The organism is Sphingobium sp. B11D3A (genome assembly GCF_025961695.1).
Lineage (GTDB): Bacteria > Pseudomonadota > Alphaproteobacteria > Sphingomonadales > Sphingomonadaceae > Sphingobium.
The window spans coordinates 1,506,319-1,521,421 of the sequence record NZ_JAOQOE010000001.1 but is presented as its reverse complement, the minus strand read 5'-3'; the positions used below and the strand labels follow the sequence as shown (position 1 = coordinate 1,521,421).

Below are 15,103 nucleotides of genomic sequence, written 5' to 3'. Positions count from 1 at the left end.
CGCCAAATGTCCTGCTATTGCGCCGGCCTCGTGCCGGGCATCAGCTCGGGCAGCGCACGCGCTTGACGGACCCGATGGTCAACACTTCGCCCCCGCCGGCGAGAGTCAGCGCGGCCGTATCCGTCCAGCTTTCGCCCTCTCCGGAATAAGTGGCGGTGACGCTCAGGCGATTGGGCGAAAGCGGGCGGGCTTGCGTCACCTTTCCCACGCTCTCGTAGAATGTGAGGTCGTCAGCCCCAACAGCCAGCCGCATATTGTCGCCGGGCTTGCCGCACGCCGCCGCGCTGGACGACCAGTTGCCTCGGAAGGCCTGCGGAATGGCGCCGGCGCCTGTCTCGCCGCCCGGCGGGATGATCTTCACCGTGCCGCGCGGCGAGAGGTCTGATTCCGCGATCAGCCAGGCCATCTGGCCGCTCTCGCCTTTCTGTCCGCCGGGATTGCGCACCAGCGTCATCGTGCCGATCATGTTGAACGGGCGACCATCCTCGCGCATGCGGCCATACATCTGCACCGGCACCTTCACGCGCTGATTGCTGGTCGACTGGGGACGGCCGACCAGAACCTGGACATCGCTATAACGGTTATAGGCGCTCGAAAACTGGGCCTCCGTCATGCCGCTGCCCCGCCCGGAATCCGCGTAGAGCCGGTAGGCATCGCCAAAGCGGCCCTGCGCCAGCGCGAGGCCCCAAAGCTGGATGGTCGCGCCGGAAGCCTCGACGCTGGTCGGCACGCGCGCGGCCGCCTCGTTGAGCGGGGTGCGGTCATCGGGCAGGCCGCCCTGCTCGCCAGGGGCAGGGGGAACGAGCGTGCCGAGAAATTCCGGCTGTACCGAAGTGGTGCCGCTGTCATTGGCATTGAGCGCGTTATCGAGGGCTTCGTCCGCCTGCGCCGCGTTCATGCCATTGGCCTGATTGTCCGCATCGGGCGACACCTGGCATCCCGCAAGGATGAGGGTGAGCGCGGCAATCGAGGAAATCTGGCTCAGTCGGTTCATGCTCGTCTCCCTTTTGGGCATCGCTTGCGGTTCCCTTCGGCTGAAAGGGCAAACGCTCCGCCATGCGTCGGGTTGCCGCCATTTGCGCGACTCTTTCCCCATGCTATGGGGAGTGCCCTCCGCCGGACAGGACGACTCTTACCATGAATGATCTCACGCAGACGCCTGAAATGCTCATTGCCCAGATGGGTGCGCGTGCCCGCCGCGCCGCTGCGGACATGGCGCAGGCGCCGAGCGAGCTGAAGGCGCAGGCGCTGGTTGCCGCGGCCCGTTCATTACGGGAGGCGATGCCGAAGATCATCCGAGCCAATCGCACCGATATGGAGCGCGGCGCCGCCAATGGCCTTTCCTCCGCCATGCTGGACCGGCTGCGGCTGGACGAGGCGCGGATCAATGGCATTGCCGATGCCGTTGAGCAGGTCGCCAATCTTGCCGATCCGGTGGGACAGGTCATCGATGAATCCGAGCGGCCCAATGGCCTGCGCCTCAGCCGTGTACGGGTGCCGCTCGGCGTCATCGGCATCATCTATGAGAGCCGCCCCAATGTCACCGCTGATGCGGCTGCGCTGGGCCTGCGCTCCGGCAATGCTGTAATCCTGCGGGGCGGATCGGAAGCGGTGGAGAGCAACCGGGCGATCCACGCTGCCATGGTACGCGGCATTACCGAGGCCGGCCTGCCCGCCGATGCCGTGCAATATGTTCCAAGCACCGATCGTGCGCTGGTGGGCGCGATGCTGCGCGCGGTGGGGCTGATCGACATCATCGTGCCGCGCGGGGGCAAGAGCCTCGTCGCGCGCGTTCAGGACGAGGCGCGGGTGCCCGTGCTCGCCCATCTCGATGGCATCTGCCACACCTATGTCCACGCCGCCGCCGACCCCAAAATGGCCCGCGAGATCGTGGTCAATGCCAAGATGCGGCGCACCGGCATCTGTGGCGCCACAGAGACACTGCTGATCGACAAGGGCTATGCCGAGCCGCAAGCGCTGGTGGCCGCGCTGCTGGATGCGCAATGCGAGGTGCGCGGTGACAAGGCCGTCACCAAGCTCGACCCCCGCATCGAGCCGGCGCAGGATGGCGACTGGAACACCGAATATCTCGATTCCATCATCGCGGCGCGCTTCGTGGATGGCGTCGATGAGGCGCTCGATCACATCGCCGTGCATGGCAGCCACCATACCGATGCGATCATCACGCAGGACGCGGCGACTGCCGAGCAGTTCCTTGCCCGCTGCGACAGCGCGATCTGCATGTGGAACGCGTCCACACAATTTGCCGATGGCGGCGAATTCGGCCTCGGCGCCGAGATCGGTATCTCGACGGGGCGGATGCACGCACGCGGGCCGGTGGCGCTGGAAGGGCTGACGACGTACAAATGGGTCGTGCGCGGCACCGGTCAGGTCCGGCCCTGATCATGCGCATCGGTAGAAGCATCGCGCCGCATATTGCGGCTTCCCTCGTTACTATCGCGCTGGCTGGCTGTCAGGTCGTGCCGGAAACGGGCGGCCGGCAGCCCTCGCCGGCGCCCACGCCTGCGCCAGTTGCCCCGGCCCCCGCGCCCGTCCCTGCCCCGTCGCAGTCGAACGATGCCTGGGAAGTGGCGCCGTTGACGTCCGGTAGCTGGGGTTATGAAAGCCGCAGCGGCGAGAGTGTCGCCAGCTTCGGCGCGTCCCCTGTCGCGCCGCTGGTGGTCCTGCGCTGCCAGAAGAGCAGCCGGCAAGTGTCGATGACGCTGGCGGGGAGCGCCAGTCCGCGCGTCACCCTGCGCACCAGCAAGGGCGTGCTCGACTGGAGCGGGACGACCCAGCCGATGGGTGGCGCCAGCGGGCTGGTCATCACGCGCCCCGCCAATGATCCCGGGCTGGACTGGATGGCCTTTTCGCGCGGTCGCGTGTCCATCGAGCCCGCAGGCGGGCAACGGATCATTCTGCCGGTGGTCTCAGAAATCGGGCGCGTTGTAGAGGACTGCCGGAGCTAGGCCGTTCCAGCGCCCCTCGCCCAAATCGGCGAGCGCATGATTATGATTCGAAAAAAGATAATTACAAGTCTTGTTCGCAAGCGCGGAATGACTCACATCTAAGCCATCGCAGGGACGCACGGCTTCCAGCCAACCCGGCGAGAGAGTTTCAACGCAAGCGAAAGGAGGTGATCCGATGTCTCATGGTTCAGCAATGGGGTCGGTCAAGTCCGTTCGGGGAGCCTGCCGCTAAGGCATTGGTGGCGGGTCGCGCGAGGGTCTCCTGAGGGAAACCGGACCGCGGCGTAAATCCCCGGGTGGCGGCACTTCCGGCCGCTGACCATGCTGATGGGCCGCTCGGTACCTCCGATGGGAGGTTCCGGCGGCCCCTCTCATTTGGGCTTATGTATTTCCGGCGATGAGCAGGCCTGCCGGCCGAAGACCGGTTAGGCCAGCATGATCTACCATGCTGATGGGCCGCTCGGCGCCTCCGATGGGAGGTTCCGGCGGCCCCTCTCATTTGGGCTTGTGTCTCTTCGATGGCGAGGGTGGCGGGCGCGGCCTGCCGATCGCAAGGCCGATTATCCCAGCATGATCCGATAGCGCGCCGCGCGGCCACCGCCGTCGCCGGCGTCCTTCTCGACATGATCGACCAGAATGCCGCCGCACCGCTCGATGGTCCGGCGCGCCGCGTCGTTGTCGATGTTCGTCGTCAGGTCGACATGGGGGAGGCCGCGTCCACGTGCCTCAGGGAGCAAGGCGCCCAGCGCCTGCGCCGCATAGCCGTGCCCGCGCTTCCAGGGCACGACGGAAAAGCCGATATGGCCGGGGCAGTAGTCCGGCATCGCAGCCGTGCCCTCCTGCCAGCGCAGGCTGATGCTGCCGCAGAACTCGCCATCCCACATCCAGCGGCGATAGCCCGGTAGACGTGGCCGGGGCGTCCCATCCTTCATCAGCACCGGCGGCCCCTTGGCCTTGGGATCATCCAGTGACAGAAGGAAGGCCATGGCGTCGCGGTCGATCCGGTCCAGCTCGCGCTGGGTCGCCAGATTGCCCAGCACGGTGTCCGGCGACCAGCCCGCTTCCAGCGCCGCACGATAGGCAGGCAGGTAGATGGGCGCCGGCATGACGAGGCGAAGCGGCTCGGGCATCGGGCTTAGTGCGACTGCCTGACCTCGGGCGCGGGAATAGCCGGCTTGCTTGGGCGTGGCCCTTCGCTCAGCTGCTCACTCTCCACCTTGTGATACAGCACCTCATTGCGGATGTGCGTCACGCGCGAGCCCAGCCGGGTCTCGTAGAGAAAGATCGCGAATGCGGCTGCGATGGAGGTCATCGACCCCACGAACAGCAGCGAAATGACCGTGCCCAGATTCACTTCGATAAGATTGGACGCGAACAGCAGGATGACCACCGCGCTGATCGTCAATGCGGCGAGCACCGAGAGGAAGATCGCCGCATTCACCACCGTGATGCGCCGATCGAGAATGCGGATCTCGTCGATCAGCCGGTCATGTTCGGCGCCCGTCGTGCGCATCACCTGCGCTTCCACCGCCCGCGCCCGGTCGATGACGCGGGCGAGGCGGCTGGCGCAGACGTTGAGGAAGCCGCCGATGCCTGCGAGCAGGAACACCGGCGCCACCGCCAACTGGATCGTGTGCGCGACGAGGCTGACCTCGGGCGCTTCCAGCACCGGCACCGGCATCAGGCCGCGCCTTTGGTCACCGGTGTATTGACGCCCATGGACTGCAGATATTTCTTCACGTTCCGCGCTGCCTGACGCAGGCGCTGCTCATTCTCGACCATGGCGATGCGCACGAAGCCCTCGCCATCCTCGCCGTAGCCGACGCCCGGCGCGACCGCGACCTTGGCGTGGGTGAGGAGCTGCTTGGAAAATTCCAGGCTGCCCATCTCCTTGAGCGCCGGCGGCAGGGGCGCCCAGGCGAACATGGATGCGCGGGGGGACGGAATATCCCAGCCCGCCCGCGCAAAGCTCTCCACCATCACGTCGCGGCGCTTCTGGTAGAGTTGGCGGTTCTTCTCGACGATGTCCTGCGGGCCGTTCAGGGCTGCGCAGGCGGCGGCCTGAATGGGCGTGAAGGCGCCGTAATCGAGATAGGACTTCACCCGCGTCATCGCCGCGATCAGCTTCTGGTTGCCGACCGCAAAACCCATGCGCCAGCCGGCCATGGAATAGGTCTTGGACATGGACGTGAACTCGATTGCAATGTCCTTGGCTCCCGGCACCTGCAGAATGGAAGGCGTCGGGTTGCCGTCGAAATAAAGTTCGGAATAGGCAAGGTCGGAGAGGATCCAGACCTGGTTCTCCTTCGCCCAGGCCACCAGCCGCTCGTAGAACGCCAGGTCCACCGTCTCCGCCGTCGGATTGCCGGGATAATTCACGACGAGGATGCTGGGACGCGGCACGGTGAAGTGCATCGCCCGCTCCAGCGCGCGGAAATAATTTTCGTCCGGCGTCGTCGGCACCGAGCGGATGGTCGCGCCGGCAATGATGAAGCCGAAGGTGTGGATCGGGTAGCTCGGATTGGGCGCCAGCACGACGTCGCCGGGCGCGGTGATCGCCGTGGCGAGGCTGGCAAGCCCTTCCTTGGAGCCCATCGTCACCACGACTTCGGTCTCCGGGTCCACCTCCACGCCGAAGCGGCGGGCATAATAATTCGCCTGCGCGCGGCGCAGACCGGGAATGCCCTTGGACTGCGAATAGCCATGCGCATCCGGCTTTTGCGCCACTTCGACCAGCTTCGCGATCACATGATCGGGCGGCGGCAGATCGGGATTGCCCATGCCGAGATCGATAATGTCCTCGCCCGCCGCACGCGCCGCTGCCCGCATCGCATTCACTTCGGCGATGACATAAGGCGGCAGTCGCTTGATGCGGTAGAATTCGTCGGACATTGGGATGTCGATCTCCATTTGGGTTGAAATGGCCGTGTCACACTGCAAGTGGTAAGGACCGGCCAATACTGCATATAGCTTGCGCCAGCCAGTCGTGCCACCCAAACAACGGGCGGCGAGTCTGGAAAACAGACCGTCCGGACAATCGAGCGAGGCATCTCCTATGGATCAGGACCTGAAAGACGCGACCGGCCTTGCTCAGCTGCAGCACTGGACGCGGGTGGTGGGGCTTGCCCAGCAGGCGATATTGGAGCGCAGCGCCGAGCTGGCGGAGCAGGCGACGCGCTTTCCCGGGCATGAGGCGCGGCCCAATCTCGAGAAGATCGCGCGCATCCAGTCGCAGGCGGCGGAACGCAGCATGGCGGTGTGGCAGCAGGTGCTGGCGCGAGCGATGGACGGCATCGGCGCAGGACCTGATGGCGATGCGAAACCTGCGCCTACCAGTCGTGATCGGCGCTTTGCCGATCCGAGCTGGCACGACAATCCGGTGTTCGACCTCATTCGCCAGATGTACCTGCTGGCCTCCGATTATTTCATGCAACTGGCCGACAGCGTCGATGGTCTTGATGTGCGGGATAAGGAGAAGCTGCGCTTCGTGACCGAGCGGTTTGTCGAGGCGGCCAGCCCTGCGAACTTCCTGTTCACCAACCCCGCCGCGCTCCAGCGGCTGATCGATACCAAGGGCGAGAGCTTGCTGACCGGGCTGGAGCATATGCTCGCCGACCTTGATCGCGGCCAACTCACCCACACGGACGGGTCGGCCTTCGAGCTGGGGCGCAACATCGCCACCACGCCGGGCAAAGTGGTCTACGAGACACCGCTCTACCAACTCATCCAATATGCGCCGACCACGCCGCAGGTGATGAAGACCCCGCTGCTGATCTTCCCGCCATGGATCAACCGCTTCTACATTCTGGATCTCAACCCGGAAAAGAGCTTCGTCAAATGGGCGGTGGATCAGGGGCTGACCGTGTTCATGGTCAGCTGGAAATCCGCCGATGCCAGCATGGCCGATTTTGACTTGGCCGATTACATGCTCAAGGGGCAGGTGGACGCGATCGACGTGGTGCGCGATCTGCTCGACGTGCCCAGCGTTCATACCATCGGCTATTGTGTGGCCGGAACCTTCCTGGCCGCGACGCTCGCATGGTTGGCCGCGCGCGGGGAGAGCGACAAGGTCGCCAGCGCGACCTTCTTCACCACCCAGGTCGATTTCTCCGAGGCCGGCGATCTCGCTCTTTTCGTCGACGACGAGCAACTGGCGCTGATCGATGGCTTCGTGAAGGACGGCTATCTGGATGGACGCTATCTCGCTGCGACGTTCAACCTGCTGCGCGGGCAGGATCTGATCTGGAACTACGTGGTCAACAACTATCTGCTGGGGAAGGATTATCCCCAGTTCGACCTGCTCTACTGGAACGGTGATACCACCAACCTGCCGGCGAAATGGCACCGGGCCTATCTCACCCAATTATATCGCGATAACCGGCTGGTCGTGCCGGGCGGCCTTGAGGTTGATGGCATCCATATCGACCTGCGCAAGGTGGAGACGCCTTCCTATATTCAGGCCGGTATCGAGGACCATATCGCGCCGCCCTGCAGCGTATGGAAGCTGATGGACCAGTTCTCCGGGCCGCGGCGGTTCGTGCTGGCGGGCTCGGGGCATATTGCCGGCGTGGTCAATCCACCAGCGGCAGGCAAATATCAATATTGGACCAGCGCGGCGCCACAGCCTGACTTTGCCGCGTTCCGCGCGACCGCGCAGGAAACGAAGGGAAGCTGGTGGCCGGATTGGCGGGCGTGGCTGGGGGAGCTGTCACCAGAGACGGTCAGTGCCAGCGGTGCGCGGATGCCCGGAGAAGGCAAACTTCCCGCGATCGAGGATGCGCCCGGACGCTACGTCGTGCAGCGTTGACAGGCGCTTTTGCGTCGTTTCACCGCCTATAAGGCAGTTTTGTTGCACTGCATCATTTTGCTTGCGGATTCGATCCGATTCGCTTATGTTGCATCGCAGCAAAGTTCGAGGAGTGAGTCTGTTGGCAACCCCGCGCAAGTCCCGTTCGTCCAAAGCCGGTCCCCGGCCCGCGACGTCCGTTGCACGGAGCCCGGCCAAGAACGACGCTTCCAAGCCTGTGGCTAAGCCCACGGGTGAGAAGGTCGCGGCGGCCGCTCCGATGCCGGTCAAGGCACCGGTGACACCGAAGGCACCACTCGCGCCCAAATCTGTCGCCGCGGCGGCTCCCAAAGCCACGCCTGCGACTTCGACAGTTGCGCGCAAGCCAGTCGATGTGCCGGCCGTCAGAACGCCGGTGGAATGGCCCGTCAGCGCTGCCCCCAAGGCTGAAGCCGTTGATGCCAGTCCGGCGCCCCTCTCACCTGTCTCGAACCCAGAATTGGCGGATGCATTCCCCCTTCCCGACACCGGGAAATCCGCCGCAGCGAAAGGCGAACCGACCATGACCGATATGATGGACACCGCGAAAACCTATGCCGAGGAGGCCAAGACCCGTATGCAGAGTGCCTTCACTGAAATGAACGAGAAGACCAAGGCTGCCATGGAGAAGTCTGGCAGGGCTTTCGAAGAGCTGGGCGAACTGACGCGCGGCAATCTCGAGGCGATGGTCGAATCCTCCAAGATCGCTGCCAAGGGCATGGAAACGCTGGGCCAGGACGCCGCCGAATTCGGCCGCAAGTCCTTCGAGAAGTCGAGCGCCACGATGAAGAGCTTTGCGTCGATCAAGTCGCCGGCCGAGTTCTTCCAGCTCCAGAGCGAGCTGCTCAGCCAGACGATGGACAGCTTCGCGTCCGAGGCTGCCAAGAACAGCGAAAAGATGCTCAAGCTGGTGAGCGACATTTCCCAGCCGATCAGCAACCGCGTGTCGGTTGTAACGGAAAAGGTGAAGTCGATCGCAGCCTGATCAGGCCGATCCGATTCAGAAAAGGCGGCTCGCTCCGGCGGGCCGCCTTTGCTTTTTTGGGCAGTCCGTCTCTGTGCCCTTGCAACCAAGGGGGGCGATGCCCTATTTTTGGGCCATGCAAGACAGAAGCGCGATCATGAATCAGCCGCTCATGGCTGGGCGGCCCGATGAGGAAGGGCCGGGCGATCCCGGTCTTGGCGTTGCCACCCGTACCCGCGCACGCACCCGCAAGCCCACGCCTTACAAGGTGTTGATGCTCAACGACGACTACACGCCGATGGAATTCGTCGTCGATGTGTTGCAGCGCTTTTTCCGCATGGACATCGAGCAGGCGACCCGCGTGATGCTCCACGTCCACCAGCGCGGTGTCGGCGTGTGCGGTGTGTTCAGCTATGAAGTGGCCGAAACCAAGGTCAATCAGGTGATGGATTACGCCCGCCAGAACCAGCATCCGCTCCAGTGCACGCTGGAGCATGCCTGACCGGCTAATGGGGCGGGTGAACTCGCGGCGCGCCAGCTCAATCCGTTCTTGACCCGTTGATCGCTGCAATGCAGCATGGTGTGCATGTCACCCATGCGCCCCGCCATCACCCAAAATCCTGACATTCGCTATCTCGGGCGCCTGCTCGGGGATGTCATTCGCGTCTATGGCGGCGAGCGCCTGTTCAAACAGACTGAATATATCCGGTCTGCCTCCGTCGACCGGGCGCGCGGCGTCGCCCCTGCCGAGGGCGTGGACAGCGGTCTCGATGCGCTGACGCTGGACGATACGCTCGCCTTCGTGCGCGGCTTCATGCTGTTCTCCATGCTCGCCAATCTCGCGGAGGACCGCCAGGGCGTCGCCGCCGAGCCGGGCGCGGACGTTGCCAGTGCGACCGCCAAGCTGAGCGAGCATGGCGTCAGCCCCTCCGATATTGTCAAGCTGCTGGAAACGGCGCTGGTGGTGCCGGTGCTGACCGCGCACCCGACGGAAGTGCGCCGCAAGTCGATGATCGACCATCGCAACGTCATTTCCGATCTCATGGCCCTGCGCGATACCGGCGCGCGCGAGACGGATCATGGCGAGCCGATCGACGAGGCGATCAGCCGTCAGATCGCCCTGCTGTGGCAGACGCGCCCACTGCGCCGCGAGCGGCTGTTCGTACGCGACGAGATCGACAATGCGCTCTCCTATTTTCGCGACATCTTCATGCCGGTGCTCCCCAGCCTTTACGCCCGCTGGGACCGGGTGCTGGGCCAGCGCGTCCCCAATTTCCTGCGGCTCGGCACTTGGATCGGTGGGGACCGGGACGGCAATCCCTTCGTCCAGGCCGAGCAGTTGCGCACCGCGCTGGGCCGGGCGAGCGGATCGACCCTGCGCTTCTACATGGATGCGCTGCACGAGCTGGGCGCGCAGCTCTCCATCTCCAGCGAGCTTGCGGCCATTCCTGCCGGCGTCCGCGATCTGGCAGCGGCCAGCGGCGACGAGGCGGCCAGCCGGCGCGACGAGCCCTATCGCCGGGCCGTGGCGGGCATCTACGCGCGCGTCGCAGCGACCTATGAGCAGCTCATCGGCACCCCGCCGCCGCGCCCCTCACGCCTTGCAGGCGAGCCCTATGCCGATGCGGGGGAACTGCGCGCCGATCTCGCGACGCTTGGGCGCGGCCTCGCCGTCGAAGGCAACGGCGCGCTCGGCAGCGGCGGCGGCCTGGCCCGGCTGATCCGCGCGGTCGAGCTGTTCGGCTTCCACCTCGCCACGCTGGACATGCGCCAGAACAGCGCGGTGCATGAGCGCGTCGTCGCGGAATTGCTCAAGGTCGCCGGCGTGGAGCCGGATTATCTCGCGCTCGATGAAGAGGCGCGCGTCGCCCTGCTGCGTCGCGAACTGGCCACCAACCGCCCGCCGGGCTCCCGCTTTGCCGACTGGAGCGAGGAAACCGCCACCGAACTCGGCATCGTGGAGGCCGCCGCAGAGGCGCATCGCCGCTATGGCGCGGCCTGCATTCGCCATTACCTCATCTCCAAGGCGGAGAGCGTGTCGGACATGCTGGAGGTGAACATCCTCCTCAAGGAAGCGGGCCTGTGGCGCGCGGCGCAGGACGAGGGCGCGCCGCATGCCCCGATCATGGCTGTGCCCTTGTTCGAGACGATCGCGGACCTCGAAAAGGCGCCTGCCATCATGTGCGATTATTTCGCCCTGCCGGAGATCGGCGCGCTGGTCCGGGCGCGGGGCCATCAGGAAGTGATGATCGGCTATTCCGACTCCAACAAGGATGGCGGCTACCTCACCTCGACCTGGGGCCTGTACGAAGCCAGCCTTGCGCTGACGCCGGTGTTCGAGGAAGCCGGGGTTGCGATGCAGCTCTTCCATGGGCGCGGCGGTGCGGTCGGGCGGGGGGGCGGCTCGTCCTTCGCAGCCATTCAGGCGCAGCCGCCCGGCACCGTGCAGGGCCGCATCCGCATCACCGAACAGGGCGAGGTCATCGCCGCCAAATATGGCACGCTGGAGAGCGCGCGAACCAATCTTGAGGCGGTCACCAGCGCGGCCCTGCTGGCCAGTCTGGAGCCCGAGCGGCTCTCCCCTGCGGACAACGAGCGCTTCACCCAGGCAATGACGCGCATTTCCGGCCTCGCGTTTGAAGCCTATCGCGGGCTGGTGTACGAGACCAAGGGCTTTCGCGAGTTCTTCCGCGAGCTGACGCCCATTCAAGAGATCAGCGGCCTCAAGATCGGCTCGCGCCCGGCCAGCCGCACCAAGAGCAATCGCATCGAGGATCTGCGCGCGATCCCATGGGTCTTCTCCTGGGCACAGGCGCGGGTGATGCTGCCGGGCTGGTATGGCGTCGGGCAGGCGCTGCGCGATTTCGGGGATGACGCCCTGCTCAAGGACATGGCGCAGGCCTGGCCCTTCTTCCGGGCGAGCATGGCGAATATGGAAATGGTGCTCGCCAAGTCGGATCTGGAGATCGCCGCCAAATATCTGCCGCTGGTCGCGGACCGCGCGGTGGGCGATCCGATCTTCGAGCGCATCCGCGAGGGCTGGCATCTTGCCCATGATCAACTGCTCGGTGCCACCGGGCAGACCCATTTGCTGGCGGACAGCCCGGCGCTGGATGCCTCCATCCGCTTGCGGCTGCCCTATATCGAGCCGCTCAATCTGCTGCAGGTGGAACTGCTCAAGCGCCACCGCGCCGGGGAGACCGATCCGCGCATTCGCGAAGGCATTGAACTCTCGATCAACGCCATTGCCACGGCTCTGCGCAACAGCGGCTAAGGAACGGCTGGCGGGTAGGCGTTGCCGCCCCCTCTCACTCGTCCCGTTTGCCCTTCGACAAGCTCAGGGCGAACGGGAGGGTAATGCATTAAAAAAACGGCCGAGAGATAACTCCCGGCCGCTTATTTTCATACGATCCGCTCCTCGCGAGCGGGCCGCATCGATCCGTCATCAGAACTTGGCAACAACACCGACCATCGGGCGGAAGCTGTTGAAGTTACCGCGCGTATCGACCTGCGCACGCAGGCGGATGTTGCTGGTTTCGGCCGTGCTGCCCATGTCGGCCAGCGAGAGCTCGACGCCACCGCCATAGGTCACGCCATGATAGTGGCGATCGGTGTCGGCCAGCGGCACGGTCTTGTCATTGAACTGGGTCCACTGATAGCCGACCTTGGCAAAGAACATGCTGTCCTTACCGGCCTTGAGGCCCAGACGGCCTGCGGCGCCATATTCCCAGTCGATGTCCTTGTCGAAGCCCTTGGCGACGCTACCTTCGGCACCGACCACGACGGGGCCGAGGTCGTAGTTCAGACCGGCCACGCCTTCAGCGACCCAGCCGCGATAGCCGCTCGGCGGTCCACCTGCGGGCTGCTGGTTGTCGAAGTCATGCAGGCCGCCCATCACGCCGACATAGGGCTGCAGGCCCTGCGCGTCCTGTGCCAGAGCCGGGGCCGAGAGACCCGCTGCCAGAGCAACGGCGAGGGTGAGGGGAAAAGCTTTCATAACACTGAACCTTCTATTAACAGAACAGGACTGTTTAGGTCCTCGTTTCGCGACCGACCTGCGTCGATCACTGTCCCTAAAATGGCTCAGCCAGATGAACCGTTCCCGAATGAATTGTGGAGCAATTGTGGAAAGGCCCCGCTGTTGCACATGTGCTACACAACGGGGCCATTCACTTGGCGTTCAGTTTTACTTGAAGACTTCGCAATAGTATTACAATCGCGCAGGCAATCTTGCCTTAGGCTTCACTCACCGTAGCCTTCACGATCTTGCCCGGTTTTGCCGGCGGCTCGCCCTTGGGCAGCGCGTCGACATGCTCCATGCCTTCGGTCACAACGCCCCAGACGGTATATTGACGATCGAGGAACGTCGCATCGTCGAAGCAGATGAAGAACTGGCTGTTGGCGCTGTTCGGGTTGGAGCTGCGTGCCATAGAGCACACGCCGCGCACGTGCGGCTCGCTGTTGAACTCGGCGGGCAGATCGGGAAGCTTCGAGCCGCCCATGCCGGTGCCGGTCGGGTCGCCGCCCTGCGCCATGAAGCCGGGGATCACGCGGTGGAACACCACGCCATCATAAAAGCCGTCCCTGGCAAGCGCGCTGATGCGCTCGACATGCTTGGGGGCCAGATCGGGGCGCAGCTGGATCACGACGTCGCCGGTGTCGAGCGTCAGGGTAAGGGTCTGGTCGGCCATGGGGGCAGTCTCCTTGTCTCTACCGGCCTCGGGTCGCAATGCGGAGCGGAAGCGGGCGGGGGAATGGAGCGGCCTCTATAGTGACTGCTTTCGTCAAGGGAAGGCTGCATGACGTTGCATTTGCCCCGGGCATGGGCAAAAGGAGCGATTATCGAGAGCAGGCGTGGCCAGTGGCGGCCGCAGCCGGAAAGGGAGGCGCCGCATGAGCGAGACCGAGGCCGCATCGCAGCCCGGCGCGATCCCTCCCGAGGAGGAAGACGCGCTCGTCGATACCAATCTGGACGAGGACGATCGTCTTCGGCCGGAGTTCGTCTCTGCCGTTCTGTCCGCCGTCGAGGAGGGCAAGGACGATGCGGCGCAGGCGCTGGTCGAGACGCTGCACCCCGCCGACATCGCCGACCTTCTCGAGCTGACGCCCGAGGATCGGCGGGCCGGGCTGGTTCATGCGCTGGGCTCGCTGGTCGGCGCGGAAGTGCTGTCCGAGCTGAACGATTATGTGCGCGATACCGTCGTCGAGGCGCTGGAGCTTGAGCAGCTCGCGGAACTGGCCGGCGAACTGGATACCGACGATGCCGTCGCCATCATCGAGGATCTCAACGAGGAGGACCAGCAGACCGTCCTCGATGCGATGGAGCCGGAAGACCGCGCCGCTATCGAGAGCGCGCTGGGCTATCCCGAGGAATCCGCAGGCAGACTCATGCAGCGCGATCTGGTCGCGGTGCCCGAGCATTGGACCGTCGGCCAGACCATCGACTTTTTGCGCGATACCCGCGACCTGACATCGGATTTCTGGGAGATTTTCGTTGTCGACGCGGCTCATCGGCCCATCGGCTCCTGCCAGCTCTCCTGGGTGCTGCGCTGCCCGCGCGAAATCGCCATGAGCGATGTGATGAAGCGCGAGCAGACGCTGATCCCGGTCGATATGGATCAGGAAGAGGTCGCGCTGCGCTTCCAGAAATATGCGCTGATCTCGGCAGCGGTGGTCGATCCGGGTGGGCGCCTCGTCGGCATGATTACCGTGGATGACGTGGTCCACATCATCCAGGAAGAAGCCGGCGAAGACATTCTCCGCCTGTCGGGCGCCGGTGAAGGCGACATCAACGAGCCGGTGCGGGAGAGCTACAAGGCGCGCGTGCGCTGGCTGCTCGCCAATCTCATCACCGCGTTGTTCGCCACCGCCATCATCGCTGCCTTTGAGGATGCAATCGCGAAGATGGTTGTGCTGGCGGTGCTGATGCCCATCGTCGCCAGCGTGGGTGGCAATGCCGGCAGCCAGACCATGGCGGTCACCGTCCGCGCCCTTGCCACCAACCAGATCACCGCCTCCAACACCTGGCGCATGATCATGCGCGAATTGCGCGTGGCCGTGCTGAACGGGGCGACGGTCGCGGTGGTGCTCGGCATTGGCGTTGGCCTGTTCTTTCAGGACCCCTTGCTGGGCGGGGTGATCGGCTCCGCGATGGTGCTGAATATCGTCACGGCCGGCTTTGCCGGAGTCGCGGTGCCTATCCTGTTCGAGCGGTTCAACGTCGATCCTGCGGTTGCCTCCTCGATTTTCGTGACGACGGTCACCGATTCGATGGGCTTCCTCTCCTTCCTGGGCCTGGCCACGCTGGCGGGACTCACCAGCTGAACCGTATCGTTTGACGTATGA

General features: G+C 64.7%; 13 protein-coding genes. 7 read left to right on the top strand and 6 right to left on the bottom strand.

Features of this window, described 5'->3' with window-relative positions; translation table 11 throughout:
- Positions 1-40 precede the first annotated feature (40 nt).
- The gene (locus M2332_RS07250; protein ID WP_264573521.1) at positions 41-994 is read right to left on the bottom strand and encodes a hypothetical protein; all 954 of its coding nucleotides are present in this window, start codon (positions 992-994) and stop codon (positions 41-43) included.
- Between the two features lie 143 nt (positions 995-1,137).
- Here M2332_RS07250 and M2332_RS07245 point away from each other — a divergent pair, with 143 nt between their 5' ends.
- Together M2332_RS07245 and M2332_RS07240 are read left to right on the top strand one after the other, a co-directional pair.
- A complete protein-coding gene (locus tag M2332_RS07245) occupies positions 1,138-2,403 on the top strand; it encodes a glutamate-5-semialdehyde dehydrogenase (RefSeq protein ID WP_264573520.1) in 1,266 nt (421 codons plus the stop codon).
- A 2-nt stretch (positions 2,404-2,405) separates the two neighbouring features.
- On the top strand, positions 2,406-2,969 hold the full coding sequence (locus tag M2332_RS07240; RefSeq protein WP_264573519.1) for a hypothetical protein: 564 nt from the start codon (positions 2,406-2,408) through the stop codon (positions 2,967-2,969).
- A 560-nt stretch (positions 2,970-3,529) separates the two neighbouring features.
- On the opposite strand, the gene M2332_RS07235 is transcribed toward M2332_RS07240, so the two are convergent.
- The 3 genes from M2332_RS07235 to M2332_RS07225 are packed head-to-tail and all read right to left on the bottom strand — an operon-like array spanning position 3,530 to position 5,861.
- Positions 3,530-4,099 carry a GNAT family N-acetyltransferase gene (locus tag M2332_RS07235; RefSeq protein ID WP_264573518.1) on the bottom strand — a complete coding sequence of 190 codons (570 nt, stop codon included), beginning with the start codon at positions 4,097-4,099 and terminating at the stop codon, positions 3,530-3,532.
- Between the two features lie 5 nt (positions 4,100-4,104).
- Complete coding sequence (locus M2332_RS07230; RefSeq protein WP_181560524.1) at positions 4,105-4,650, bottom strand: DUF2721 domain-containing protein; 546 nt, start codon at positions 4,648-4,650, stop codon at positions 4,105-4,107.
- Complete coding sequence (locus M2332_RS07225) at positions 4,650-5,861, bottom strand: LL-diaminopimelate aminotransferase (RefSeq protein ID WP_264573517.1); 1,212 nt, start codon at positions 5,859-5,861, stop codon at positions 4,650-4,652. Before M2332_RS07225 ends, M2332_RS07230 begins: the two co-directional genes overlap by 1 nt.
- Positions 5,862-6,024: 163 nt before the next feature.
- Between M2332_RS07225 and M2332_RS07220 the strand changes: the two genes are divergently transcribed.
- The 4 genes from M2332_RS07220 to ppc all read left to right on the top strand — a co-directional run bounded on the left by M2332_RS07220 (position 6,025) and on the right by ppc (position 12,032).
- The gene (locus M2332_RS07220; RefSeq protein ID WP_264573516.1) at positions 6,025-7,776 is read left to right on the top strand and encodes a PHA/PHB synthase family protein; all 1,752 of its coding nucleotides are present in this window, start codon (positions 6,025-6,027) and stop codon (positions 7,774-7,776) included.
- Between the two features lie 85 nt (positions 7,777-7,861).
- Positions 7,862-8,779 (top strand): phasin family protein, encoded by a 918-nt coding sequence (locus M2332_RS07215; RefSeq protein ID WP_264573515.1) that lies wholly within the window; start codon positions 7,862-7,864, stop codon positions 8,777-8,779.
- A gap of 136 nt (positions 8,780-8,915) precedes the next feature.
- Positions 8,916-9,260: an ATP-dependent Clp protease adapter ClpS gene (gene clpS / locus M2332_RS07210; protein ID WP_264571201.1), complete on the top strand. Its 345-nt coding sequence runs from the start codon at positions 8,916-8,918 to the stop codon at positions 9,258-9,260.
- An 84-nt stretch (positions 9,261-9,344) separates the two neighbouring features.
- A complete protein-coding gene (ppc, locus tag M2332_RS07205) occupies positions 9,345-12,032 on the top strand; it encodes a phosphoenolpyruvate carboxylase (protein ID WP_413715946.1) in 2,688 nt (895 codons plus the stop codon).
- A 171-nt stretch (positions 12,033-12,203) separates the two neighbouring features.
- On the opposite strand, the gene M2332_RS07200 is transcribed toward ppc, so the two are convergent.
- Together M2332_RS07200 and M2332_RS07195 are read right to left on the bottom strand one after the other, a co-directional pair.
- Complete coding sequence (locus tag M2332_RS07200; RefSeq protein ID WP_181560520.1) at positions 12,204-12,755, bottom strand: outer membrane beta-barrel protein; 552 nt, start codon at positions 12,753-12,755, stop codon at positions 12,204-12,206.
- Positions 12,756-12,993: 238 nt separating this feature from the next.
- Complete coding sequence (locus tag M2332_RS07195; RefSeq protein WP_264573513.1) at positions 12,994-13,449, bottom strand: peptidylprolyl isomerase; 456 nt, start codon at positions 13,447-13,449, stop codon at positions 12,994-12,996.
- 202 nt (positions 13,450-13,651) lie between these two features.
- On the opposite strand from M2332_RS07195, the gene mgtE reads away from it, so the two are divergent.
- Positions 13,652-15,082 (top strand): magnesium transporter, encoded by a 1,431-nt coding sequence (gene mgtE, locus M2332_RS07190; protein ID WP_181560518.1) that lies wholly within the window; start codon positions 13,652-13,654, stop codon positions 15,080-15,082.
- Positions 15,083-15,103 lie beyond the last annotated feature (21 nt).